Here is a 22,636-nt window from a genome sequence, read left to right on the forward strand (position 1 = left end):
TGAGGCGGAGGGTGGTCATCAGCTCGACGGCGGGCCGGGACAGGATCTGCCGGCCTTCGTGGATCCCGCCGTTGAGCAGCATCCGGAAGTAGGCGCACACGGGTGGCCCTACCACGATCACCGGGAGACGACCATGGACCGCCGCGACTTCCTCCGCGCCGCCACGCTGGCGCCCATGCTCGGGCTGGTCTCCACACCGCCCGCGCTCGCCTCCTCCGCCCCCGACTGGGCCGGACTGCGCCGCCGCCTCACCGGCACGCTGGTCCGGCCGGCCGACGCGGGCTACGACGCGGCCAGGCGCCTGTTCAATCCCGCCTTCGACGGCATCAGGCCGGGCGGCGTCGCCTACTGCGCGAGCCCGGCCGACGTCTCCGCGTGCCTGTCCTTCGTCCGTACGAACCGCATCCCCGTCACCGCCCGCTCGGGCGGCCACTCCTACGCGGGCTGGTCCACCGGCACCGGCCTGGTGATCGACGTCTCGCGGATGAAGTCCGTCGGATACGCGGGCGGCCGGGCCACGGTCGGCGCCGGGGCCAAGCTGGTCGACGTCTACGACAAGCTGGGCCGCCACGGCGTGAGCATCCCGGCCGGTTCGTGCCCCACGGTCGGGGTGAGCGGCCTGGCGCTGGGCGGCGGGATCGGCGTGGTCTCCAGGAAGTACGGCCTGACCTGCGACACCCTCGAATCCGTACAGATCGTCACGGCCGACGGCCGCCTCCTGACCTGCGACGCCGACCGGAACCCGGACCTCTACTGGGCGTGCCGGGGCGGCGGCGGCGGGAACTTCGGCGTGGCGGTGTCCTTCACCTTCCGCACCCACCGGACCCGCGGCATCACGGTCTTCTTCCTGCACTGGCCGTGGAGCAAGGCCGGTGCGGCGGTCAAGGCCTGGCAGTCCTGGGCGCCCACCGCGCCGGACGAGCTGTGGTCCACCCTGCACCTGTCGAACGACAACGGGCTGGACGTGCAGATCGGCGGCACCTACCTGGGCGGGAAGGCGGCGCTCGACCGCCTCCTGGCGCCGCTCGTGGCCGCGATCGGCACTCCCTCGTCCCGCTACGCCACCGCGACGTCCTACCAGCACGCCATGATGATCATGGCGGGGTGCTCGTCGCTCTCGGTCGCGCAGTGCCATTTGCCGGCTCAGACCGCCGCCGGCCGGCTCAGCAGGGACACCTTCGCGGCCAAGTCGCACCTGGCCTACCGGAAGCTGCCGGCGGACGGGATCCGGGCGCTGGTGGCCGGGGTGGCCCGGGCGGGCCGGCACACCGTGCAGCTGGACGCGCTGGGCGGCGCGGTCGCCCGGGTCCGCCCGGACGCCACCGCCTTCCCGCACCGGGCTGCGCTGTTCGGCGTCCAGTACTACTCCAAGGGCACCGGCCGGGCCTGGCTCCGCGGCATCCACGCCGACATGCGGACACATCTGGGCGATCATGCGTACGTGAACTACATCGACCCGGACCTGACCGACTGGCGCACCGCCTACTACGGCGCCAACGCGCCGCGCCTGGCCGCCGTGAAGGCCGCCTACGATCCCGGCCGGATCTTTCACCTGCCCCAGGGTGTCTAAATCGGTCGCCTGGCCGGTGGGTGACCTGGGAAGATCGTCAACATGCGCAACTGGCCGCTTCTCGAGCTCTCCATCACCACCCCGCGTCTCGAACTCCGCATGCCCTCGCTCGCGGACCTCGACGAGCTCGGTGATCGGGCGGCCGAGGGCGTACACGAGCCGGGATACATGCCGTTCCTGTTCCCGTGGTCCGACGCCGAGCCGCGGGATCGGGCCACGGCCACCATCCGCTACCACTTCCGCACCTGGGCCGATTTCAGCCGGGACAAGTGGACGCTGGAGTTCGCGGTGGTCTCCGACGGACAGGTGGTCGGCGTGCAGGCGCTGACGGCCTCCGACTTCCTGGTCACGCGGGAGGCCGGCTCGGGCTCGTGGCTCGGCAAACGCTTCCAGGGCAGGGGCATCGGCAGGGAGATGCGCGCGGCCGTGCTCCATCTGGCCTTCGAGGGCCTGGGCGCGGAGTACGCGACGTCGGAGGCGTTCCATGACAACCACGCCTCGCTCGCGGTGACGCGCCGGCTCGGCTACCACGAGGACGGCATCACCCTGCACAACCGGAAGGGCGAGGTGGCGACGAGCCGCCGCTTCCGCCTGCCGCGGGACGACTGGAAGCCCATGGACGGCATCGAGATCCACAACCTGGAGCCCTGCCTGCCGCTCTTCGGGTTCTAAGGCGCTTCCGCCACTCCGGCACGCAGGGGCTGCGGGCAGACCTGGCGGCGGTATCTGCCGGGCGGTGTGCCGTACTCGCGTTTGAAGGCGTTGGCGAAGGCGAACTCGGAGGTGTAGCCGACGCGCGCGGAGATCTCGCTCAGCGAGTCATCCGACTCGCGTAGCAGGCGGGCCGCCCTGGCCAGGCGCCACCACGTGAGGTAGGTGAGCGGCGGCTGGCCGATCAGGGTGGCGAAGCGGCGGGAGAAGGCCGCGCGGGAGAGTCCGGCTTTGCCGCCGAGCTCCTGGACCGTCCAGGGATGTGCGGGATCGCGGTGGATCGCGTTGAGCGCCGCGCTGATCGCGGGGTCGGCCAGGGCGACGGCCCAGCCGCTGGTCTGGCAGTGCCCGGGCTCGGTGTCGAGCCAGGCGCGCAGGATGTACAGCAGCAGCGTGTCGAGCAGTGAGGAGACGACGGTGTCGGCGCCGAGGCGCGGATCGCAGATCTCGCTGCCGAGCAGGTCGACGGCCGTGCGGAGCTCGGGGTGGTGGCCGAGCCGGGCGGGCAGGTGGACCATGTCGGGCAGGTCGCGCAGGAGCGGGTGGGCCCGGTTGGGGTCGAGCCGGTAGCCGCCGCAGAGCAGGATCGTGGCCGCGCCGGGCCCCGCGCTGGACGCCGAGGCGAACAGTCCCGCCTCCAACTGGGGGTCGCAGTCAGGCTGGATCAACGGGGTGGTCGGGCTGTCGGCCATCGCGTAACCGTGGCCGTGCGGGAAGAACAGCACGTCGCCGACGCTCAGCGGGATCGGGTCGCCGTCCGGCGGGATGAGCCACGGGGAGCCCTGGACGACCACCTGGAAGCCCGCCGAGCCCGGAGCCGACGGGAACCGCTGCCCCCAGGGGGCGTGCCACTCGATGAGCGCCGAGCGCGGCCGTCCGGTGCGTACGATCGCGATCACATCACTGAGCACGTCCATGGCCAAAGTCTAACCCATGAGACGATCGCGTAAAAAATGCAGACACAGGAGCATTGGCCATCTCGCTGCCGGCTTCTACGGTTGTTTCACATGAGCACAGCACCGATGTCCGCCGCCCGGATCCACGAGTACGGCGACGCCTCCGTGATCCGCTACGACCGGATCCCCCGGCCGTCGCCGGGGCCCGGGGAGGTGCTGGTCCGGGTGGCCGCCACCTCGTTCAACCCGTCCGAGGTGGGGCTGCGGGCCGGGTTCCTGCGCGACATGCTCCCCGTCACCCTTCCGTACACGCTGGGCCTGGATCTGTCCGGCACGGTCGTCGAGGTGGGCGCGGGCGTGCGTGGGCTCGCCGTCGGCGACCGGGTCATCGGCCTCGTGGAGGGGGCGGCGGCCGAGTACACGGTGGCGGCGGCGAGCGCGCTGGCCGTGGCGCCGGAGCGGCTCCCGCTGGCGGACGCGGCCGCCATCCCGGTCGCCGGGCTCACCGCCTGGCAGGCGGTCCACGAGCACGCCCGCATCGGGCCGGGGCAGCGGGTGCTGATCAACGGGGCGGGTGGCGGGGTGGGGCTGTTCGCCGTGCAACTGGCCAAGCTGGCGGGCGCGACCGTGACGGCCACGGCCAGTCCGCGCAGCGCGGCGGCGGTGCGGCGCTATGGCGCCGACGAGGTCGTCGACTACACCACGACCCCGCTGCCCGGCGGGATGGACGTGGTGCTGAACCTGGCGGCCATCAGCCCGGAGCAGGCGGCGGCGCTGGCCACCTTGGGCGAGGTGATCGTCACCATCGCCACCCCGATCGAGTCGCCCCGGGCCACCTACTTCGTGGCCCGCAACGACCCGGCGCACCTGGCCCGGCTGGTGGCGCTGATCGACAAGGGGGAGCTCGTGGTCGAGATCACGGAGTCTCACCCGCTGACCGGCCTCGACGGCGTGCATCGCCGAGCCGAGGCCGGCCAGACACACGGAAAAATCACTATAAATCTGGATGAAGAGGTTAAGTAATGATCAGGATTGGCATCATTGTCGGCAGCACCCGGCCGCACCGCAAGGCGGAGACCGTCGCCGAGTGGGTGCGCGATCTGGCCGTCAAGCGCGGCGACGCCGAGTTCGAGCTGGTGGACCTGCGGGACTTCCCCCTGCCGCACCTGGACGAGGCGCTCCCGGCGGCCTTCGGCCAGTACGAACACCCCCACACCCGCGACTGGTCGGAGCGCATCTCCTCGCTCGACGGGTTCGTGTTCGTGACCCCGGAGTACAACAGCTCCACCTCGGGTGTGCTGAAGAACGCGATCGACTTCCTCTACGCCGAGTGGGGGGACAAGGCGGCCGGCCTCGTCAGCTACGGCGTCGACGGCGGCGCCCGCGCGGCCGAGCACCTGCGGCAGATGCTCGGCCGGGTCAAGGTCGCCGACGTGTCGGCCCAGGTCGCGCTCTCGCTCCACACGGACTTCGAGGGGTTCACCGACTTCAAGCCGGCGGCGCACCGCGAGGAGGCGGTCACCACGATGCTGGACCAGGTCGTCTCCTGGGGTACGGCGCTGCGCCCGCTCAGGGCGGCTGCCTGAAGCGGCGCCGGGGGTCAGGGCTTGAAGTGGCGCAGCACCTCGGGGTTGGCCATGGCGTCGGGGTTGGCCGCCTCCTCGACCGGGGTGCCGAGGAGGATCCGGCGCACCGGCACCTCGAGCTTCTTGCCCGACAAGGTGCGCGGGATGCCGGGCACCGCGTGGATCTCGTTGGGCACGTGCCGGGGTGACAGCTCCTGCCGCAGGGCCGTACGCAGGGCATCGACCAGCGCGTCCGACAGTGTGGCGCCCTCCGCCAGCGTGAGGTAGAGCAGCAGCCGTCCTTCCTGCCCGAGCTGGCCGGTGTCGATCACCAGGCTGTCGGTGATCTCCTCGAACCGCTCGACGACCCGGTAGAACTCGCTGGTGCCCATCCGGACGCCGCCCCGGTTCAGGGTCGAGTCGGAGCGGCCGTAGATCACGCAGCTCCCGTCCTCGTTCAGCTTGATCCAGTCGCCGTGCCGCCACACGCCCGGGTAGACGTCGAAGTAGCTCTCGCGGTAACGCTCACCGTCGGGGTCGTTCCAGAACATGACCGGCATCGACGGCATCGGCTGCGTGAGCACGAGCTCGCCCACCTCCCCCACGACCGGCTCGCCCAGGGGGTCGAACGACTCCACCCGCGCCCCCAGCGACCGGCAGGGGATGATGCCCGCCCTGATCGGATGCAGCATGGTCGCGCCGACGAACCCCGTGCACACGTCGGTGCCACCGGAGAACGACCCGAGCGGGATCCCCGGCAACTGCTCGGCCACCCAGGTGAACCCCTCGGGCGGCAGCGGCGACCCGGTCGAGCCGATGCCGCGCAGCGCCTCCAGCCCCTCGGGCACGATCCCGGCTTTCAGCGAGGCCATGATGTACGGCGCGCCGACCCCGAAGTAGGTCACTTCTTCCGAGGCGGCGATCCGCCAGAGCACGGCGGGCGAGGGATAGGTGGCCGAGCCGTCGTACAGCACCGGGGTGGCACCCACCAGCAGGGCGCCGATGAGGTAGTTCCACATCATCCAGCCCGTGGTGGTGTACCAGAAGAACACATCTCCCTCGCCGAGATCCTGGTGGAAGGAGAGCGACTTGAGGTGTTCGAGTATCACTCCCCCGTGCCCGTGCACGATGGGCTTGGGCAGCCCTGTCGTGCCGCTGGAGTAGAGGATCCACAGCGGGTGGTCGAAGGGCACCCGCTCGAACTCCAGCGGCGCCTCCTCCGCGCGCAGCCCCTCCCAGCCGATCACCTCGCCGTGCGGCACGGAGCCGGTGTGCGCGGCGCCGGGCTCGGCCCGAGGCGGCTGCCCCTCCGCCGCCGCCGTGAGGTACGGAATCCAGACGGTCGCGCGGAGCGAGGGCAGCTCGGCGGCGATCTCGTTGACGGCCGCCGACCGGTCGTAGCTCTTGCCGTTGTAGTGGTAGCCGTCGACCGCGATCAGGACCTTGGGCTCGATCTGCTTGAACCGGTCGACGACGCTCGGCACGCCGAAGTCCGGGGAGCCGGCCGACCAGATCGCACCGAGGGACGCGGTGGCCAGGAAGGCGATCAGGGCCTGCGGGATGTTCGGCAGGTAGCCCGCCACCCGGTCGCCGCGCCGGACGCCGAGGCGGACCAGGCCGGCCCGGACGCGGGCGACCTCGTCACGCAGCTCGGCGTGGGTCAGCTCCTGGCGGGCGCCGTCCTCCGAGACGAAGACGGCCGCGATGCCGTCACGTTCGCGTAGCGCGTTCTCCGCGTAATTGACGGAACTTCCGGTGAACCATTCGGCGCCGGGCATCGTCCCAGTCATGACGGGCCCGTCACCACGTTCGCCGATGACCTGGAAATAGTCCCAGATCGACGTCCAGAACTCCGCTGGACTGTCGACCGACCAGCGCCACACCTCCTCGTACCCCGACCCGGCCCGGCCCAGCCACTCGAGATAGCGAGTCAGTCTGGCGCGCGCGACGATGTCGTCGGTCGGTTCCCAGAGAAGTGTGCCTTCAGCAACCATGTGCACCATCCTGTCGGCCGGTAGACGGAAAGTCATACCCAGGCCGCCACATAACTTGCTACCTACGTAGGTGGTCCACCGCCATACGGGCGGCCGTGCCGATCACCGCGTCGGCCCGCGGCTGGTTGAGCGCGGTGCTGACCGAGCGGGTGAAGACCGCCACCGCGTACTGGCCGCCGTCGGGGTACTCGACCACGCCCGCCTCGTTGCGGAGCGTCGGGAGCGTCCCGGTCTTGCCGCCGACCTCCACATCGTCGTACGGGAAGCCGGAGGCCAGCCGGTGCGGCCAGACCTGGAGGTTCAGGACGCCGCGCATCCAGGCGCACGACTCGGCCGAGGCCGCCTCATCCCGCCAGATCATCCCGAACAGCGCGGCCATCTCGCGCGGCGTGCTGCTGTTGGTGCGTGCCGGGTCGAGCACCCGCAGGCGCGTGATGTCCGCCGGATCGAGGTACGGCCAGCCGTGGCCGCTGTCCTCGGCCATGCTCTCGGTGGTCTCCCGGCAGCTCTGCCGCACCCGCGTGCCGGGCAGCCCGAACCCGGCGAGCATCGTGTTGACCGCGTCGCGCCCGACCCTGCCCAGGAGCGCGTCGGCGGCGGTGTTGTCGCTCAGCGCGATCATCAGGTAGGCCAGGTCGCGCAGGGAGATCGTGACGTCGTCCAGCATCGCCGACAGGCCCGTGGGCCCGGCCACCCGGTCGGCGGCCCCCACGGTCACCCGGCTCGCCGGATCGACCAGCCCGGCGTCGGCCTGGCGGCAGAACTCCACCATCAGCGGCACCTTGAAGATCGAGGCGATCGGCAGCGGCTCGTCGGAGCCGAGCCCGGTCTCCCGGCCCGAGCGCAGGTCGGCCGCGTGCAGCCACCCGGTCACACCCGCCGAGCCGAACAGGGCGGCCAGGTCCGGCTCGTTCATGCCAGCATCCCCGGCCTGCGGCTGATGCGCCGCACGGGCACCGCCGCCTCGTCCGTCATCCCGGCGCTCGCTTTCAGCGTTCGTACGGCCACCGCCGAGAAACCGGTGACCGCGTCCGTCTCGACTCGCCAGGCCGTGGAGACCCGGGAACTGATCGGCGAGCCTAGCAGCGGGCGCCAGGCGAGCCCAGGCAGGTCCACCCTGGCCCCGAACGCCACCGCCACCCCGGCCAGCACCAGGCCGAGCCCGGCGCCCTGGTGCACCTGGGCGGGCACGTAGCCGTGGTGGCGGCACTCCGCCAGCGTCGCGGCGTGCAGCCCCGGCTCCCCTTCCTTGGGCGGCAGCAGCAGCTCACGGCCCGCCAGGTCGGCCAGGTGCAGCTCCCCCGACAGGGCCAGCGGATCCCCCTCGGCCAGCAGCACACCGTGCGGCTGCACCAGCACCTGCCCGAAGTGCAGTCCGGGCGCGCTGATGGGGTGGCGCACGATGCCGACGTCGATGGCGCCCTCGGCCAGCGCGGCCACCTGGTCGGCCGTCCAGATCTCCGCAGGTGCGAGCCGTACGTCCGGATTGCTCGCGCGGAAGCCGGCGACCAGGGCGGCGATCACCGCGGCGGCCAGGTCGGGCGGGACGCCGAGCTTGAGCACCGTACCCGCGCCGTGGCGGACCAGCTCGCGCAGCCGGTCGGCCCTGGCGACGATCTCGCGGGCCTCGCCGACCAGCAGGTGGCCCGCCTCGGTCAGCCGGACCTGACGGGCGGAGCGGTCGAAGAGCCGCACGCCGAGCTCCTCCTCCAGGCGCTTGATCCGCTGGCTGAGCGGCGGCTGGGCCATGCCGAGCCGGATCGCGGCATTGCCGAAGTGGAGTTCCTCCGCCACCACGGTGAAGTAGCGCAGATGCCGGACAAGGTCCATGACCAGCAACTATATCCAACTTTATATCTTTACATCATCCATATCGGTATTGGACACCACGCGGCGGGCTCTGGTGTGCTCGGCGGCATGGGGCCGCAAATGGGGACAAATTTCATGAACCTTCAGCCTGAGACGCCGGCCAGGCGAAGGCGCAGGTGGTGGCCGTGGATCACCGCCGCCGTGCTGGTGCTCGTCCTCGCGGCGGCCGGCACGCTCTGGGTGCTGCGGACGAAGGGCACGCCCGAGGAGACGGCCGACTCCTACCTGGCCGCCTGGTCCGTCCAGGACTATGCGCGGATGCGGGAGCTCGTCGCCGACCCGCCCGCCGACTTCGAGCGCCGGCACCAGCGCTTCCGCGCCGACCTCCAGCTGACCGGGGCGACCTTCGAGCGCGACGCGACCTCCACGGGCGGCACGGTCACCTTCCACGCCGGCCTCACCGGCCCGAAGGACTGGAAGTACGACGGCAAGCTCAAGCTCGTGGAGCGCGGCGGCTCGTGGAAGGTCGCCTGGACCCCCGCCGCCATCAATCCCTCGCTCAAGCAGGGCAGATCCCTGCGGCTGGTCACGGAGAAGGCCGCGACGCCGCCGGTCCTGGCGGCCGACGGCAGCCGCGTCGACACCCCGGACGCGCCCGGCTCGGTGCTGCAACTCGTGGAAGGGCTCAAGCAGACCTATCCCGACCGGCTCGCCGACGGGCAGTGCCTCCGGATCGACCTGTACCAGGGCGAGGAGTTCCTCCAGACCGTGGTCAAGCCGGATCAGAAGGAGCCGCTGCGCACCACGATCGACCTCAAGGTGCACCGGGCGGGCGCCGCCGCGCTCGACGACGTCGGCAAGCCGGCCTCGCTGGTCGCCATCCGGCCGTCGACCGGCGAGATCCTTTCGGTGGTCAACAAGCCGGGCGGGTTCAACCGGGCGCTGCTCGGCAAGTACCCGCCCGGTTCGACGTTCAAGGTCGTGACCGCCTCCGCGCTGGTCGCGGACGGGGCGAAGCCGGACGAGCAGGTCGAGTGCCCGGCCGAGCAGAACATCGGCGGCTTCCCCTTCCACAACGCGAGCTTCCACGACTACGGCCGGCTCTCCTTCCGCGACGCCTTCGCCCACTCGTGCAACACCACGTTCGGCGCGATGGGGGTGGCGAAGCTCGGGGACGGCCGGCTCGCCGAGGTGGCCGCCGGCTTCGGCTTCGGCTCCGCGATCACGCCGGGTGTGCCGGCGGTGAAGGCCGAGTTCCCCGCGCCCAAGGACGACACCGACCTCGCCTCCGCCTCGATCGGGCAGGGCAGGGTGCTGGCCAGCCCGCTCAACATGGCCTCGGTCGCCGCCGCCATCGCCGACGGCGCCTGGCGCCCGCCGCGCCTGGTCGCCCAGGAGCTGATGCCGGACCGCACGCTCCGGCCGCGCCCGCTGGAGGACGGCGTGGTGCGGGCCCTGCGCGAGCTCATGCCCGCCGTCGTCACCGACGGCACCGCGCACGCGGTGAAGTTCCCCTCCGGCACGGCGGGCAAGACCGGAACGGCGGAGTACGGCTCCGGCAAGGAACCGCCCGCGCACTCCTGGTTCATCGGCTACCGGGGGGACCTGGCGTTCGCGGTGATCGTGGAGGGCGGCGGCGCCGGCTCCGCGGTGGCGGCCCCGATCGCGGCCCGCTTCCTCAACGCGCTGAACTGACCCGCCTCCGGCTCGCCGGCGCCCTGCTCGGATCGGGCCTGCTCGGATCGGGCCGGCTCAGGGGCTGACCGGGTTGCGGTCGACCGAGGTGGTGAGGCCGGCGACCGCGGCCACCACCTCCGAGGCGTTGGACAGGTCGGGCAGCACGAGGTCGGCCCCGGCCTCGCGCAGCTCGCCGGCCATCGACCGGCCGGAGGCCACCCCGATCATCGCCGCCCCGCCGATCTTGGCGGCCTGTACGTCACGCGTCGAGTCCCCGATGACCACGGTGTTGGCCGAGGTGAACGGCACCCCGAAGCGCGCCTTGGCCCGCCCCTGGGCGACCTGGAGCAGCGACGCCTTGGGGTAGACCTCCTCGCCGTAACCGCCGAGCTCGAAGTCGATGTACTTCTCGAGCCCGAACGCCTTGAGTTTGTGCACGGCGTTGCTCTTGATCGTGCCGGTGAGCACCGTCTGGACCACCCCGTCGAGTTTGGCGACGGCCTTGAGCGCCTCCTTGGCGCCCGCCATCGCGCGGCCCTCGGTGGCCAGGCGCTTACGCCGGTCGGCGAACGACATCGCCAGCGCGGACAGAAATCGCGGCAGGGTGTCGTCCTCGGTGACGATGCCGTTGACCGCGAGGGTCTCGAAGACGATCTCGGAGTCGGGGCGGCCGCGCGCCGGCGCCAGTTTGAGCATCGGGCGCCCGGTCACGGCGCGGAACGCCTCGGCGTAGGCGTCCCTGGTCACTATCGCGACGTCGACCAGTGTGAGGTCGATGTTCCAGAGCACAAGGCGTTTGATGGCGACCTCCTGAAGGGGACCCAGCCAGGGTACGGCCATCCGCCGGGCTTGAACGGCCCGCTGAGCGATTCAGGCATAAGTGAGCGCTTGCGCGAGGGTGTCGACGACCGGCAGGCCGGTGGCCTCCAGCTCGGCGCGCGTGGTCATGCCGCCGGTGTAGAGGACGGCCCTGGCGCCCACGTGCTTCGCGGCGAGCCCGTCGTCGACGCTGTCGCCGATCACCAGGATCTCGCGGGCCTCGACGTCGATGGCCTCGATGTGAGCGGTCAGGTGCGCGGCCTTCTCGCCACCCGTCAGGCCCACCAGGCCGTCGACCCTGGTGAAGTGCCGGGTGATGCCGAAGGACTCGATCAGCGGCACCAGGTGGGTGTGCGGGGCCATCGAGCAGAGTGACTGCGTGCCCGTCCAGCTGGTGAGCGACAGCTCGGCGTCGGCGGCCAGCCCGCAGGCCACACTGAGGCGGAAGTAGTGCTCGTGGAAGCCTTCGTCGAGCAGCTCCCACTCGCCCTCGTCGAGCGGGCGGCCGAGCAGCCGCTCGTAGGCGACCCAGATGGGCCGGGTGTAGACCGCGCGGAACTCGTCCGCGGTCAGCGGGGGCAGCTCGTACGGCCTGAAGACCTCGTTGGTGGCTCCGACAACGGCGTCGATGTCGTGGAACAGCGTGCCGTTCCAGTCCCAGATGATGTGCTTTGTCATGTCGCGATCAGTTTAACCGGCGGGTGTGACATCCCGATGAACGGCGAAGCCGCAGCCCGTTGGCCGCGGCTTCACCCGTGATTGCGGGTCAGACCCGCGTGGCTACCCGCAGGCCTTGGGAGTGGTGCCGGCGCCGTTCTGGCCGCCCCGGCCGGAGCCGAACACCACGCTGGCACCGCCCCAGGCGCACATGTTGTTGCCGTACAACATGTTGCCCCAGTGACGGCCGCCGTTGCCCTGCTTGAAGGAGAACCGGTCGTACCTGTCATCCGCGGTGTAGACGCTGATGGTGCCGTGCGCGGACGTGGCCGTCCTGATCTCGATCCAGTTGGTCTTGCACCGGCTCGACCACCAGAGCTGGATCGTGCCGACCTTGCCGTCGACGCGGTTGCTGAGCGCCGCACTCCGCACGACCTGGGCGGCGTTTCCGCAGCCGGTCTTGTAGGGGTCCTTGTGGTCGTAGAAGTGCTTGGGGGCCGCCTGCGCACTGACGGGAGAGACCGTGAGGAGGGCTGCCGCCACCGCACCGACCGCGATGGCCGTTACTCGAAACTTCACCTGGAACCGACTCCTTGAGCTCGGGATGGGATTCCGTGGGGACCTTAGCGAGAAGCTTCAGGAGATGGTCAAGGTTCGGTGATCTATTAACGTGTTCCTAACGTTACTGTATGAGATCGGCAATCTCCTGCGTGGCGAACCACATGAGCTCATGCGCCTCGGCGCCGTCCAGGGTGAAGCGGGCGTCGTCGTCGCCTGCGTCGGCGGCGGGAAGGGCGGCGATCGCGGCCTGGATGTCGGGGACCGCGTAGAGGTCGTCGACGTGAACCGCGGCCACCTTGGCCATCGGCACCGGCTCCGCCACCCGTACTCTGGCCCGTTCTTCCAGGTCGGAGCCGATGGAGAGGGCGCCGTCCGGCACCTCGGCGACGACGACCAGGCGGCGGGAGGCCGCCTCGACGCCGTCGGCGTGGTCGGCGGCCAGCATGCGCAGCGAGGCGCGGGCCGCCTCGGTGAGTGCCACGTATTCGAGCTCCTCGGTGTCTCCCGAGGCGTACCACTCGGTCAGCGCGGGGGTTACCGCGTAACCGGTCAGCGGGGCCGGGCCTAGCTCTCCCACCTCGACCGCTCGGGTCAGGGCGGGGAACGTGCACGGCAGATAGACGCGCATCACGAACCTTTCACTGCAGGCAAGGGGGCTCTATCATGCCCGTCGCAATGGAAGTTGGAGCAGAGACTCGAGTTCCGTGATGGTCGAATCGGCGTCGCGGTGGTGGATGCCCGCCATGCCCAGCCCCCGCGCGGCCACGATGTTGGCCTCGATGTCGTCGATGAACACGCACGCCTCGCCGGGCAGCCCGACCTGGCCGAGCGCGTGCTCGAAGATGCGCGGCTCGGGCTTGCGCATGCCGACCTCGCCGGAGATCACGATCGCGTCGAAGAGCTCGTCCCAACCGTCCCGGGGATAGACGTTGGACCAGGAGTTGGACAGCAGACACGTCTTGACGCCGTTGCTCTTGACGTCACGCAGCATGTCGTACATCGCGTCGACCCGTTCGAAGCCCGCGAACATCCGCTCCAGCAGCCCCTCGGCCACGGGCGACACCCCGTCGACGGTCAGCAGCCGGGCGGCCAGGTCGCGCTCGAACGCGGGCCCGTCCATCTCGCCACGCTCCAGCGCGTGCACGACGTTCTCCCGGTCACCGCCGTAGGCGTGGTCGATCAGCTCGCGCATGACGGCTCGGTAGTGGACGTCGTCGATGCGGTCCGCTTCGATCCACTTGCCGATGGAGACGGAGAGACTGGTCGTGAGCACCCCACCCCAGTCGATCAGCACCCCTGTGATCAAGGCCCCTCCTTGGAATCCCGTTCTAGAGTAATTGAGCGTCGCACATCACCCGGAGAACGACACAAACCCCTGATAAAGGACTACCAAATTGCCCGGCTATGGTGAGGTTCCATTGAGCTGACCCCATGGGGGGGACCGCCGTGCGGACGACGATCCTGATCACCTCGGATGAGTTCAAAGCTCCGGGTACGGAGCTGTTCGACTTCGACCCGATACTCCCCGGCGGCCCGGAGTGGCTGACCAAGCCCGTACTGCTCGCCCTGCTCTCCTCGACCCTGATCATCGCCTTATGCTGGGCCGCCTTCGCCAAGCCGAAACTGGTCCCCAGAGGCTGGCAGAACCTCGGCGAGTACGCCTACGTGTTCGTCCGCGAACAGGTCGCCAAGCCCAACCTCGGCAAGGACGCCGACAAGTGGATGGGCCTGCTCCTCACCGTCTTCCTGACCGTGCTGGTCTGGAATCTGATGGGCGTCATCCCGTTCATCCAGTTCCCCGTCGCCGCGCACATCGCCTTCCCCTTCGTGCTGGCGGTCAGCGTGTACGTCATCAAGGTCTACCTGGGCGTCAAGCACCACGGCGTACGCGGCTACCTGAAAGGCGTCATATACCTGAACGGCCTGCCCGGCTGGGCCTACGGGATCTACGCCCCGCTGATCCTCGCGGAGACCTTCATCAACTCGCTGTTCACGCACTTCATCCGACTGTTCGCGAACATGTTCGCCGGCCATCTCCTCCTGGCGTTCTTCAGCTCGGTCGGCTTCTGGTTCCTGTTCGAGCGGCTCACCGTGCTCGGCGTGGGCATCGGCATCCTCGGCGTGGTGATGACGATACTGATGACCGCGTTCGAGATGTTCATCATGTTCCTTCAGGCGTTCCTGTTCGCCCTGCTCGCCTCGATGTTCATCGCCAGCGGGCTCAAGGGCTCGCACTAACGCGCGACGCGGGCGGCCAGCTTCCGGTGCTCCGCGCTGCGGAGCACCTTGGCCGCCTGCGCGGCCGACGCCACGGGCGCCTTGGGCAGCAGGCCACGGGACTGCTTGAGCTTGAGCAGCCGGGTCACCGACTGGTCGAGGCGCTGCTGCGAGATCCGGCCCGACTTCACCGCCGCCAGCACCGCGTTGTACGCCTTGGGCAGGTCGTACGGCATGAGCAGCAGGTCGGCCCCCGCCTGGATGGCGCGCACGGGGATCTCGGCGTCGTTGTACTTCTTGCGCACCCCTTCCATGTTGAGCGCGTCCGTGGAGATCACGCCCTGGAAGCCGAGTTTGTTCCTGAGCAGCCCGGTCAGGATGGGCTTGGACAGCGTCGCGGGGTCGCGTGACGGGTCGAGCTTGGGGAAGACGATGTGCGCGCTCATCACGGCGTCGACGCCGGCGGCGATCGCGGCCTTGAACGGCGGCGCGTCGATCCGCTCCCACTGCTCCTTCGTGTGCTTGATCACCGGCAGCCCGGTGTGGCTGTCGATGTTGGTGTCGCCGTGGCCGGGGAAGTGCTTGGCGGTGGCGGCGACCTTGGCGTCCCTGAAGCCCTTGACCGACGCGGCCACCATCTTGGCCACCTCGCCCGGCTGATCGCCGAAGGCGCGCTTGCCGATGACCGGGTTCCTCGGGTCGACGTTCACGTCGGCGACCGGGGCGAAGTCCAGGTTCACGCCGACCGCGCGCAGCTCCTCGCCGGTGGCCTTGGCCACGGCCCGCGCGAGCGCGGTGTCCTTGGTCGAGCCGACCTCGGAGGCGCCGGGGAAGTCGGTCATCAGCGCGCCCATCCTGGACACCAGGCCGTTCTCCTGGTCGGTGCCGATCAGGAGCGGGACATCCTTGGACGCCTGCTGCAGCCCGTTGGTCAGATCGACGACCTGGTCGACGCCCTTGATGTTGGCCGGGAACAGGATCACGCCGCCCAGGTGGTATCTGGCGACCACCTTGGCCGGGGTCTGGGCGCCGTACCTCGCCTGGTTCTCGCCCGACACGGTGCCGGGCGCCGTGCCGTACAGGACGGGCATGAACAGCTGGCCGACCTTCTCCTCCACGCTCATCTTCGACACGACCAGCCGCAGGTCGTCGCTCTCGCCGGTCTGCGAGGAGCTCGGCCGGGTCGGCTCGGGCGTGGCCGGGGTGGCCACCTCGGGCCTCGTCGCCGGAGCGGCGCCCGCCGGAGCGCCACCACCGCCGGCGCATGCCGCGAGAGCCATCACCAGGAGCCCGGTCGTACCTGTCCGTCGAAGCATGCTCCCAACGGTATCCATGCCGCCGGGACGCCCGGACCACAAGCCGCCCTTCTGGCGTCCGCTCCTAGACGCTTCTAGACGCCCAGCGGGACGAGGCCGGGCAGGTGCGAGCGGGCCGCCGCGCGGGCGTGCGCCGCCGTACTGGCCCCCCGTGCCGCCTGCGCGGCGAGCTGGCACTGATCCAGCGTGTGCGCGCCCAGCCCGGTCCGTACGGCCGGCAGCGCGGCGGCGCCCATGGACAGCGTGGTCACCCCGAGCCCCACGAGCACGCAGGCCATGGCCGGGTCGGCGGCCGACTCCCCGCAGACGCCGCACGGTTTGCCGTTGTCGGTGGCGGCCGTCGCGGTCATGGCGACGAGGTCGAGCAGCGCGGGCTGCCACGGATCCTGCAACGAGCCCAGCGCGCCGGACTGGCGGTCGGCGGCGAAGGCGTACTGCGCCAGGTCATTGGTCCCGATCGACACGAAGTCGACCACCGTGACCAGGCTCTCCGCCCGCAGCGCCGCCGCCGGGATCTCGATCATCACCCCCGCCTGCGGGAGCCCCCTGGTGTGGCAGGCGTCGGCGAACCACTTGGCCTCCTGGGCCGTGGCGACCATCGGCGCCATCACCTGGAGCTCGGCCGCCGCCGTGCCCGTCCGGACCGCGCCCGCCCGGTCCACCGCCGCCGCCACGGACAGCGCTTCGAGCTGGGAGTCCATCACCTCGGGGAACTTCTCGAACAGCCGCAGGCCGCGCTCGCCGAGGGCCGGGTTCGGCTCGGGCGCGGCCGGCGGCAGGAACGCCAGCGGCTTGTCGGCCCCGGCGTCCAGCGTCCGCACCACCACTTTCCCGCCCGGGAACGCCGCCAGCGCCGCCCGGTAGGCCTGCTCCTGCTCCGCCACGGAGGGCGCCTCGGGCCGCCCGAGGAAGAGGAACTCGGTGCGATAGAGGCCGACCCCCTCCGCCCCGGCCGCCAGCGCCCCGTCGAGGTCGCCCGGGCCGCCGATGTTGGCCAGCAGCTGCACCAGGTAGCCGTCGCGGGTCCGGCCGGGGCCGCCGGTCGTCATCCGTTGCCGCCTGGCGTCGTTCGCGCCGACGTGCCGGGCCACCTCGGACTCGGTGGGCTCCAGGCGGACCTCTCCGGTGTTGCCGTCGACCAGCACCCGGGTGCCGGGCGGGATCTCGGTCGCGCCCGGACAGGCCACGACGGCGGGCACGCCCATCGCCCTGGACAGGATCGCGGTGTGGCTGGTCGGCCCGCCGCCCTCGGTCACGAACGCGACCACCACGTCCTTCGACAGCAACGCGGTGTCGGCAGGCGCCAGATCGATGGCGATCAGCACATACGGCTCGCCCGTGCCGGAGGCAGGGGGCGGGGCCGGCAGGGGGTGGCCCGTGAGGCGGGCGATCACGCGGTCCCTGATGTCGTCCAGGTCGGCGACGCGTTCGCCGAGGTACCCGCCCGCACTAGCCAGCATGTCCCGATATTTCGCGAAAGCTTGGTAGACCGCCCGGGGAGCCGCGATCCCCTCGTCGATCAGCGCCTTGACCCCCACCACCAGGCCGGGGTCCTCGGCGATCAGCGCCTGGGCCTTGAGGATCTCCTTGGCCTCGCCGCCGGCCCGGTTGCCGCGGGCCTCCAGCTCTCCCGCCACCTGCCTGAGCGCGGCCACCGCCCGCTCCCGCTCCGGCTCCGGCGGGCCCTCGTACGTGGAGCCGGCGGCAGGTTCGGGCACGGCGCCGGTCAGCACGTACGCGGCACCCATCCCGATCCCCGGGCTGACCCCGGCCCCCCGCAGGTTCATGGCGTCCCGGCGATCGCCGCCAACTGGTCGAGCACCTCGTCGGCGCCCTCACCCTCGGCCCTGATCACGATGTCCTCGCCCTGCCGGACGTCCAGCCCCAGGATCTGCAGGATGCTCTTGCCGTTGACCGGCGTGCCCCCCATGCCCTTGGTCACGGTGACGTCCATCGGGGCCTTGACGGCGGTCTGCACGAACGTCGCCGCCGGGCGGGCGTGCAAGCCCACTTCCGCCGCCACGGTGACCTTGCGCTCGGCCATGTACTCCTCCTTGTCCACCGGTCCGGACCACCCGGACTCAGATCGTGCTCTGGCCCTAATCCCAGAGAAAAAGCTCGTCTCCGGCGTGTACGGACCCGCCGGCCATGGCCGTCACCGAACCGGCGGGCGCGTCGAGCGCCACCACCGGGCAGACCGGCGAGCGGCCACCGGCCTCGATCGCGGCCGGGTCCCAGGCCACCACGGGCTGGCCCGCGCACACTCTGTCACCCTCGGCCGCGAGAAGCTCGAATCCCTTCCCCTTCAGCTGAACCGTATCGATGCCCAGGTGCACCAGCACGCCCTTGCCGTCGTCCCCCACGATGACATAGGCATGCGGATGCAATTTCATGATTTTTCCTGTTATCGGGGCTACGGCCGTGCCCGGTCCCCGCGCTGGATCTATCGCCGTTCCCGGCCCGACCATGCCTGCGGAGAACACCGGATCGGGCACGGCCGACAGCCCCACGGCCACCCCCTCGACCGGGGCGAGAACAGTCGTCATGGTCTCGCCCTCTAGCCGATGATGTCCTCGATATCGCTGGCGATCGTGTCCGCCTCGGGCCCGACGACGACCTGCACCACGTTGCCCGCGGCCATGACGCCGTGCGCGCCCGCGGCCTTGAGCGCGGCCTTGTCGACCTTGGAGACGTCACGCACCTCTGTCCGTAGCCGGGTGATGCAGGGTTCGATGTCGATGATGTTGCCGGCACCGCCGAGCCCCGCGATGATCGCGCTGGCATCAGCCGCCATCCGTCCTCCTCGTACGTTACGACCAGGCTAAACGTCAGTCGGTCTGGGTCACCTTGTTGAGCCCGCGCGGCGCGTCGGGGTCGATGCCCAGCCTCCTGGCCAGCGCCTCGGTGAGCAACTGCCCCGGCACGATGAGGCCCATGGGCGCGACCCACTCGGGCAGGTCGGGGCCGTTGAGCGCCGCCGTACCCGCCTGGGCCAGCGCCGTACCGCCGCCGATGGTGAAGGCCGCGGCGCCCGCGGCGACGACGCGCTCGGCGAGCGCCACGGTCCCGGACAGGGTCGGGCTGTTCTCGGCGGCGACCAGCAGGGCGGGGGTCTCGGCGTCGACCACGGCGATCGGCCCGTGCAGCAGGTCGGCGTACGACAGGCCCATGGCGTGCAGGTAGCACGCCTCCTTGAGCTTGAGCGCGGTCTCCAGCGCGGTGGAGAAGGCCAGGCCGCGGGCGGAGACCACGGCCCCGTGCTTGTCGGCCAGGCCCTCGACGACCGCGTCCAGGTCACCCGGCTCGGCGATCAGCTTCTCGACCGCCTCCGGGACCCGCTGCAGGTCGGCCGCGTCCACGTCGGCGCCGAGGCCGAGCGCGAGGACGGCCAGCGCGGCGAGCTGGGTGGTGTAGGTCTTCGTGGCGGGGACCGCCTTCTCCTCGCCCGCCAGCGTGCACAGCGCCAGGTCGGCGGCCTGGGCGAGCGGGCTGTCCGGACCGCCGTTGGTCACGCCGACCGTCTTGGCCCCGCAGTCCTTGGCCCAGGTCAGCGTCTCGACGATCTCCTCGGTCCGGCCCGACTGCGAGATGGCGACGGCCAGCACGCCGTCGAGGTCCAGCTTGCGCTTGTACGTCGTCGCGACGGACGGGGCGGCGAGGGCGGCCAGCCGGCCCGCGTGGGCTTCGACCAGGTAGCGGCCATAGACTGCGGCATTGTCGGAGGTGCCACGCGCGATGAACAGCAGTTGCCGGGTCTGCTCACCCAGTGCTCTCACCTCGCCGACCCTGGGGAGCAGGGAGTCGAGCGTGGCCCGCAATGCCTGGGGCTGCTCGGCGATCTCGCTGCGCATCTTGGTGGTCATCATCCCTCAAATCGTTACCGTGCAGACTTGACCCTGTTTTACGACATGTGGTCTAGTCCGGACTAGACCAGTACGAACCATAGCTCATTGCCCAGGTCAGATCGAGGGGAGGATCCGTGGCGCACATCGATCCGGACAGCCCGGTGCCCAAGTACTTCCAGCTCCGCGAGATCCTGCTGGATCTCATCGACAGCGACGAGCTGAGCATCGGCGCGGCGATCCCGTCCGAACGCGAGCTCTGCCAGCGCTTCGGCCTGTCCAGGATGACAGTCCGGCAGGCGGTCGACCACCTGGTGTCCGAGGGCCGCCTGCACCGGGTGCCCGGCAAGGGCACTTTCGTGGCCAGACCCAAGATCGAGCTCGCGCTGCAACTCACGTCGTTCACCGACGACATGCGGGCGCGCGGCATGGAGCCGGGCTCGCGCGACCTGGACAGAAGGGTCGTACGCGCCAGCGCCCACCTGGCCAAGGAGCTGGGCATCCAGCCCGGCGAGGAAGTGCACTTCATCGAGCGGCTGCGGACCGCCGACGGCGAGCCGCTGTCCATCGAGCGGGCGCACATCCCGGTCAAACTCGCTCCCGACCTGGCCGAGCACGACCTGTCGGGCAGGTCCCTCTACGAGCTGCTGGAGAGCCGCTACGGGCTGGTCATGGACGCCGGCGAGCTGACCATCGACGGGGGCATCGCCGATCCGAGCGACGCCGACCTGCTCAAGCTCGCCCGGGGTGGGGCCGTACTACTGTTGCAGCGCAGATCCTTCTCCGGCGGCGTCTGCGCGGAGCTGGGCGTGTCCACCTATCGCGCGGATCGCTACCAGCTGCGCACCATTCTGGAAACGCCCACCAGACGGGGCTGAGGGCCCGATCCGGAGGAACCCCCGGTGAACGAGACCACCGCCGCCAAGCCTTCGCCGTTCTCACGCGTCATGAACGTGCTCCAGCGGCTGGGCCGCTCACTCATGCTGCCCATCGCCGCCCTGCCCGCGGCCGCGCTGCTGCTCCGCTTCGGCCAGCCCGACATGCTCGGCTCCAACGGCGCCGATCCCGGCGGCCTGGCCGACGTGGCCGGCTTCGGCTGGATGAACCAGGTCGCCGAGGTGCTGGCCGCCGCCGGTGCGGCGCTGTTCGAGAACCTGCCGCTGCTGTTCGCGGTGGGGGTGGCGATCGGGTTCGCCCGCAAGTCCGACGGCTCGACCGCGCTCGCCGCGGTGGTCGGCTACCTGGTGTTCGACCGCGTGACCAAGGTGATGTTCTTCGGCTCGGCCATCAGGAACACGGTCCTGATCAGGGCGGAGCAGCCTCAGGGCGTCAAGGAGATCATCAACTACGGCATGCAGAACCCCACCCAGGTGCTCGGCGGCATCATGATCGGGCTGGTCACCGCCATGCTCTGGCAGCGGTTCCACCGGATCAAGCTGCCGTCCTGGCTGGCCTTCTTCGGCGGGCGCCGGTTCGTCCCGATCATCACCTCGATCGCGGCGCTGCTGCTCGGCGTGCTCATCGGCTGGGTGTGGCCGATACTCGGCGAGTGGATCGGCCACGCGGGCGAGGCCCTGACCACACTCGGGCCGCTGGGCACCGGCATCTACGGCCTGATCAACCGGCTGCTGATCCCGCTCGGCCTGCACCACTTCGTGAACTCCATCGTCTGGTACGTGGTCCCCCAGTGCGAGGTCGGCGGCCAGGTCCTCGGCGGCGACTGGAACTGCTACTTCGGCGGCGCCCCGCACTCCGGCCAGTTCATGGCCGGGTTCTTCCCGATCATGATGTTCGCGCTGCCGGCCGCCGCGCTGGCCATGTGGCGGGCCGCGCCTCCGCACCGGCGGGCGGCCGTGGGCGGCATCATGCTGTCTGCCGGGCTGGCCTCGTTCGTCACCGGCATCACCGAGCCGATCGAGTTCGCGTTCATCTTCGTGGCACCGGTGCTGCTGGCTGTGCACGCGGTCCTGACCGGTCTGGCCATGGCGCTCACCACGCTCATCGGCGGGCAGCTCGGCTTCGGCTTCTCCGCGGGGCTGCTCGACATGCTCCTCAACGCCAGCAAGTCGAACACCCGCAATTTGCCGGGGATCCTGCTGCTCGGGGTGATCTATGGCGTGGTCTATTACGTGGTCTTCACCTTCCTCATCCGCAAACTCAACATCCAGACTCCCGGTCGCGAGCCCGAACCTGACGTCGACTCGGGCGAATAACCTCCATTTTTTACGGCCAGCCCGGTGGACCCCACCCGCCACACGGGGCTGAGCTCTGTCCAGGGACACGCTCCTCCGGTGGAGACGGCTGGGCGCCGTGACGTGCGTCTTGTTGGCCGTGGCCTACCACACAGGCTCCGCAGGGCGGGTTACGGACGGTGGCACCCCTGAACAGCTGTCAGCAGCCGGACATAGAGGCAGGCCGGTTTGGTTCGGGACGGGTCCTTGATGTCGTGCGCGGGACCGAAATCGTGATGGGCGTTGTTTTGTACCACTCCAACTTTCGGTGATCTTGTTCACGAATCACCTCGAAACGGCCGCCTGGGCGGGAAAGTTGGTGGCCGATGTATTTGGCGGTGGGGCCGGAAACTCTATGTAGCGATCCCTCTCCCCTATGACATTGGAGGCCCCGTGTCATCTGTTCCGCATGCCGTTTCCGACCCGCTCGTGTGGGGTCCGCCGGGGGCTATCCCCGACGAGCGCAAGCTGCGGCTGCTCGGGCAGGCGCTGGCCGAGGTGCTCTCGGGGCGGCGGCCGGCCGAGAGCGTCGCCGACCGGCTCACCGAGCGGGCCTACCGTGAGCTCGTCAGGGCGGGGCGGATGATCGAGGCGAAACGGCCGCCGTTCGTGGGCAGCCCGCACGTGAAGGAACCCAAGGACGGCGCGGTCGAGATGTGCCTGCTCGTCCACTGCGGCGAACGCAGCCATGTGCTGGCCGTTCGCCTGGAGCGGCGCGGTGTGCAATGGCTGTGCACGGACTTCGAAACCGCCTGACGCCTCACGCCTCAC

The 22,636-nt window shown here is 70.4% G+C and carries 23 protein-coding genes and 1 pseudogene; 9 read left to right on the forward strand and 15 right to left on the reverse strand.

The genetic code is table 11. The annotated features are described in order from the left end of the window. Window positions 1–133 precede the first annotated feature (133 nt). Together AB0F17_RS30685 and AB0F17_RS30690 are read left to right on the forward strand one after the other, a co-directional pair. A complete protein-coding gene (locus AB0F17_RS30685; RefSeq protein WP_358029872.1) occupies window positions 134–1,570 on the forward strand; it encodes an FAD-binding oxidoreductase in 1,437 nt (478 codons plus the stop codon). A 42-nt stretch (window positions 1,571–1,612) separates the two neighbouring features. After that, window positions 1,613–2,242 carry a GNAT family protein gene (locus AB0F17_RS30690; protein ID WP_358029875.1) on the forward strand — a complete coding sequence of 210 codons (630 nt, stop codon included), beginning with the start codon at window positions 1,613–1,615 and terminating at the stop codon, window positions 2,240–2,242. On the opposite strand, the gene AB0F17_RS30695 is transcribed toward AB0F17_RS30690, so the two are convergent. Beyond that, on the reverse strand, window positions 2,239–3,198 hold the full coding sequence (locus AB0F17_RS30695; protein ID WP_358029878.1) for an AraC family transcriptional regulator: 960 nt from the start codon (window positions 3,196–3,198) through the stop codon (window positions 2,239–2,241). The two genes, AB0F17_RS30690 and AB0F17_RS30695, sit on opposite strands and share 4 nt — an antisense overlap. A gap of 90 nt (window positions 3,199–3,288) precedes the next feature. Between AB0F17_RS30695 and AB0F17_RS30700 the strand changes: the two genes are divergently transcribed. Together AB0F17_RS30700 and AB0F17_RS30705 are read left to right on the forward strand one after the other, a co-directional pair. Beyond that, window positions 3,289–4,200 carry an NADP-dependent oxidoreductase gene (locus AB0F17_RS30700; RefSeq protein WP_358029882.1) on the forward strand — a complete coding sequence of 304 codons (912 nt, stop codon included), beginning with the start codon at window positions 3,289–3,291 and terminating at the stop codon, window positions 4,198–4,200. Next, window positions 4,200–4,763 (forward strand): NAD(P)H-dependent oxidoreductase, encoded by a 564-nt coding sequence (locus AB0F17_RS30705; RefSeq protein ID WP_358029885.1) that lies wholly within the window; start codon window positions 4,200–4,202, stop codon window positions 4,761–4,763. The genes AB0F17_RS30700 and AB0F17_RS30705 overlap by 1 nt, the downstream gene beginning before the upstream one ends. Before the next feature lie 14 nt (window positions 4,764–4,777). Here the strand turns inward: AB0F17_RS30705 and AB0F17_RS30710 are convergent, their stop codons facing one another. The 3 genes from AB0F17_RS30710 to AB0F17_RS30720 are packed head-to-tail and all read right to left on the reverse strand — an operon-like array spanning window position 4,778 to window position 8,566. Further along, complete coding sequence (locus AB0F17_RS30710) at window positions 4,778–6,736, reverse strand: acetoacetate--CoA ligase (protein WP_358029888.1); 1,959 nt, start codon at window positions 6,734–6,736, stop codon at window positions 4,778–4,780. Between the two features lie 58 nt (window positions 6,737–6,794). Beyond that, window positions 6,795–7,652, reverse strand: a complete 858-nt coding sequence (locus AB0F17_RS30715) for a serine hydrolase (RefSeq protein ID WP_358029891.1) — start codon at window positions 7,650–7,652, stop codon at window positions 6,795–6,797. Next, window positions 7,649–8,566, reverse strand: a complete 918-nt coding sequence (locus AB0F17_RS30720) for a LysR family transcriptional regulator (RefSeq protein ID WP_358029894.1) — start codon at window positions 8,564–8,566, stop codon at window positions 7,649–7,651. The genes AB0F17_RS30715 and AB0F17_RS30720 overlap by 4 nt, the downstream gene beginning before the upstream one ends. A gap of 114 nt (window positions 8,567–8,680) precedes the next feature. Here AB0F17_RS30720 and AB0F17_RS30725 point away from each other — a divergent pair, with 114 nt between their 5' ends. Continuing rightward, on the forward strand, window positions 8,681–10,240 hold the full coding sequence (locus tag AB0F17_RS30725; protein ID WP_358029897.1) for a penicillin-binding transpeptidase domain-containing protein: 1,560 nt from the start codon (window positions 8,681–8,683) through the stop codon (window positions 10,238–10,240). A 57-nt stretch (window positions 10,241–10,297) separates the two neighbouring features. Here the strand turns inward: AB0F17_RS30725 and AB0F17_RS30730 are convergent, their stop codons facing one another. The 5 genes from AB0F17_RS30730 to AB0F17_RS30750 all read right to left on the reverse strand — a co-directional run bounded on the left by AB0F17_RS30730 (window position 10,298) and on the right by AB0F17_RS30750 (window position 13,565). Then, on the reverse strand, window positions 10,298–11,062 hold the full coding sequence (locus tag AB0F17_RS30730) for a haloacid dehalogenase-like hydrolase (protein ID WP_358029900.1): 765 nt from the start codon (window positions 11,060–11,062) through the stop codon (window positions 10,298–10,300). Between the two features lie 30 nt (window positions 11,063–11,092). After that, entirely contained in the window at window positions 11,093–11,719 is a 627-nt protein-coding gene (locus AB0F17_RS30735; RefSeq protein WP_358029902.1) for an HAD family hydrolase, read from the reverse strand. Window positions 11,720–11,821: 102 nt separating this feature from the next. Continuing rightward, window positions 11,822–12,277 carry a DUF2690 domain-containing protein gene (locus tag AB0F17_RS30740; RefSeq protein ID WP_358029904.1) on the reverse strand — a complete coding sequence of 152 codons (456 nt, stop codon included), beginning with the start codon at window positions 12,275–12,277 and terminating at the stop codon, window positions 11,822–11,824. A gap of 103 nt (window positions 12,278–12,380) precedes the next feature. Beyond that, window positions 12,381–12,887 carry a hypothetical protein gene (locus tag AB0F17_RS30745; protein ID WP_358029907.1) on the reverse strand — a complete coding sequence of 169 codons (507 nt, stop codon included), beginning with the start codon at window positions 12,885–12,887 and terminating at the stop codon, window positions 12,381–12,383. A 33-nt stretch (window positions 12,888–12,920) separates the two neighbouring features. Beyond that, window positions 12,921–13,565 (reverse strand): HAD family phosphatase, encoded by a 645-nt coding sequence (locus AB0F17_RS30750; RefSeq protein WP_358029910.1) that lies wholly within the window; start codon window positions 13,563–13,565, stop codon window positions 12,921–12,923. Between the two features lie 140 nt (window positions 13,566–13,705). On the opposite strand from AB0F17_RS30750, the gene atpB reads away from it, so the two are divergent. Further along, complete coding sequence (gene atpB, locus AB0F17_RS30755) at window positions 13,706–14,497, forward strand: F0F1 ATP synthase subunit A (protein ID WP_358029914.1); 792 nt, start codon at window positions 13,706–13,708, stop codon at window positions 14,495–14,497. Here the strand turns inward: atpB and nagZ are convergent. The 6 genes and pseudogenes from nagZ to AB0F17_RS30785 form a co-directional block, all read right to left on the reverse strand. Next, entirely contained in the window at window positions 14,494–15,792 is a 1,299-nt protein-coding gene (gene nagZ / locus AB0F17_RS30760; RefSeq protein ID WP_358029917.1) for a beta-N-acetylhexosaminidase, read from the reverse strand. The genes atpB and nagZ overlap by 4 nt on opposite strands. A gap of 74 nt (window positions 15,793–15,866) precedes the next feature. Beyond that, the gene (gene ptsP / locus AB0F17_RS30765; RefSeq protein ID WP_358029920.1) at window positions 15,867–17,579 is read right to left on the reverse strand and encodes a phosphoenolpyruvate--protein phosphotransferase; all 1,713 of its coding nucleotides are present in this window, start codon (window positions 17,577–17,579) and stop codon (window positions 15,867–15,869) included. Further along, on the reverse strand, window positions 17,576–17,836 hold the full coding sequence (locus AB0F17_RS30770; protein ID WP_358029923.1) for an HPr family phosphocarrier protein: 261 nt from the start codon (window positions 17,834–17,836) through the stop codon (window positions 17,576–17,578). The genes ptsP and AB0F17_RS30770 overlap by 4 nt, the downstream gene beginning before the upstream one ends. Before the next feature lie 55 nt (window positions 17,837–17,891). Further along, window positions 17,892–18,338 carry a PTS glucose transporter subunit IIA gene (locus AB0F17_RS30775; RefSeq protein WP_214633532.1) on the reverse strand — a complete coding sequence of 149 codons (447 nt, stop codon included), beginning with the start codon at window positions 18,336–18,338 and terminating at the stop codon, window positions 17,892–17,894. An 11-nt stretch (window positions 18,339–18,349) separates the two neighbouring features. Next, window positions 18,350–18,589 (reverse strand): annotated as a pseudogene (locus tag AB0F17_RS30780) (PTS glucose/sucrose transporter subunit IIB); the annotation flags it as partial. 31 nt (window positions 18,590–18,620) lie between these two features. After that, on the reverse strand, window positions 18,621–19,658 hold the full coding sequence (locus AB0F17_RS30785; protein ID WP_358029925.1) for an SIS domain-containing protein: 1,038 nt from the start codon (window positions 19,656–19,658) through the stop codon (window positions 18,621–18,623). Window positions 19,659–19,771: 113 nt separating this feature from the next. Here AB0F17_RS30785 and AB0F17_RS30790 point away from each other — a divergent pair, with 113 nt between their 5' ends. The 3 genes from AB0F17_RS30790 to AB0F17_RS30800 all read left to right on the forward strand — a co-directional run bounded on the left by AB0F17_RS30790 (window position 19,772) and on the right by AB0F17_RS30800 (window position 22,621). Continuing rightward, a complete protein-coding gene (locus AB0F17_RS30790; protein WP_214633529.1) occupies window positions 19,772–20,512 on the forward strand; it encodes a GntR family transcriptional regulator in 741 nt (246 codons plus the stop codon). A 24-nt stretch (window positions 20,513–20,536) separates the two neighbouring features. Continuing rightward, window positions 20,537–21,847, forward strand: a complete 1,311-nt coding sequence (locus AB0F17_RS30795; RefSeq protein ID WP_358029929.1) for a PTS transporter subunit EIIC — start codon at window positions 20,537–20,539, stop codon at window positions 21,845–21,847. A 411-nt stretch (window positions 21,848–22,258) separates the two neighbouring features. After that, the gene (locus AB0F17_RS30800; RefSeq protein WP_358029932.1) at window positions 22,259–22,621 is read left to right on the forward strand and encodes an Rv3235 family protein; all 363 of its coding nucleotides are present in this window, start codon (window positions 22,259–22,261) and stop codon (window positions 22,619–22,621) included. Window positions 22,622–22,636: the final 15 nt, after the last annotated feature.

This window comes from Nonomuraea sp. NPDC026600, assembly GCF_040638335.1.
In the GTDB taxonomy this organism is placed as follows: Bacteria; Actinomycetota; Actinomycetes; order Streptosporangiales; family Streptosporangiaceae; genus Nonomuraea.

Coding starts and splice junctions, on each gene's coding strand:
- AB0F17_RS30705 (WP_358029885.1), top strand. CDS start 4,200: ATGATCAGGATTGGCATCATTGTCGGCAGCACCCGGCCGCACCGCAAG.
- AB0F17_RS30700 (WP_358029882.1), top strand. CDS start 3,289: ATGAGCACAGCACCGATGTCCGCCGCCCGGATCCACGAGTACGGCGAC.
- AB0F17_RS30770 (WP_358029923.1), bottom strand. CDS start 17,836: ATGGCCGAGCGCAAGGTCACCGTGGCGGCGGAAGTGGGCTTGCACGCC.
- nagZ (WP_358029917.1), bottom strand. CDS start 15,792: ATGCTTCGACGGACAGGTACGACCGGGCTCCTGGTGATGGCTCTCGCG.
- AB0F17_RS30685 (WP_358029872.1), top strand. CDS start 134: ATGGACCGCCGCGACTTCCTCCGCGCCGCCACGCTGGCGCCCATGCTC.
- AB0F17_RS30730 (WP_358029900.1), bottom strand. CDS start 11,062: ATGGCCGTACCCTGGCTGGGTCCCCTTCAGGAGGTCGCCATCAAACGC.
- AB0F17_RS30715 (WP_358029891.1), bottom strand. CDS start 7,652: ATGAACGAGCCGGACCTGGCCGCCCTGTTCGGCTCGGCGGGTGTGACC.
- AB0F17_RS30720 (WP_358029894.1), bottom strand. CDS start 8,566: ATGGACCTTGTCCGGCATCTGCGCTACTTCACCGTGGTGGCGGAGGAA.
- AB0F17_RS30745 (WP_358029907.1), bottom strand. CDS start 12,887: ATGCGCGTCTATCTGCCGTGCACGTTCCCCGCCCTGACCCGAGCGGTC.
- AB0F17_RS30775 (WP_214633532.1), bottom strand. CDS start 18,338: ATGACGACTGTTCTCGCCCCGGTCGAGGGGGTGGCCGTGGGGCTGTCG.
- AB0F17_RS30695 (WP_358029878.1), bottom strand. CDS start 3,198: ATGGACGTGCTCAGTGATGTGATCGCGATCGTACGCACCGGACGGCCG.
- ptsP (WP_358029920.1), bottom strand. CDS start 17,579: ATGAACCTGCGGGGGGCCGGGGTCAGCCCGGGGATCGGGATGGGTGCC.
- AB0F17_RS30785 (WP_358029925.1), bottom strand. CDS start 19,658: ATGATGACCACCAAGATGCGCAGCGAGATCGCCGAGCAGCCCCAGGCA.
- AB0F17_RS30725 (WP_358029897.1), top strand. CDS start 8,681: ATGAACCTTCAGCCTGAGACGCCGGCCAGGCGAAGGCGCAGGTGGTGG.
- AB0F17_RS30710 (WP_358029888.1), bottom strand. CDS start 6,736: ATGGTTGCTGAAGGCACACTTCTCTGGGAACCGACCGACGACATCGTC.
- AB0F17_RS30735 (WP_358029902.1), bottom strand. CDS start 11,719: ATGACAAAGCACATCATCTGGGACTGGAACGGCACGCTGTTCCACGAC.
- AB0F17_RS30690 (WP_358029875.1), top strand. CDS start 1,613: ATGCGCAACTGGCCGCTTCTCGAGCTCTCCATCACCACCCCGCGTCTC.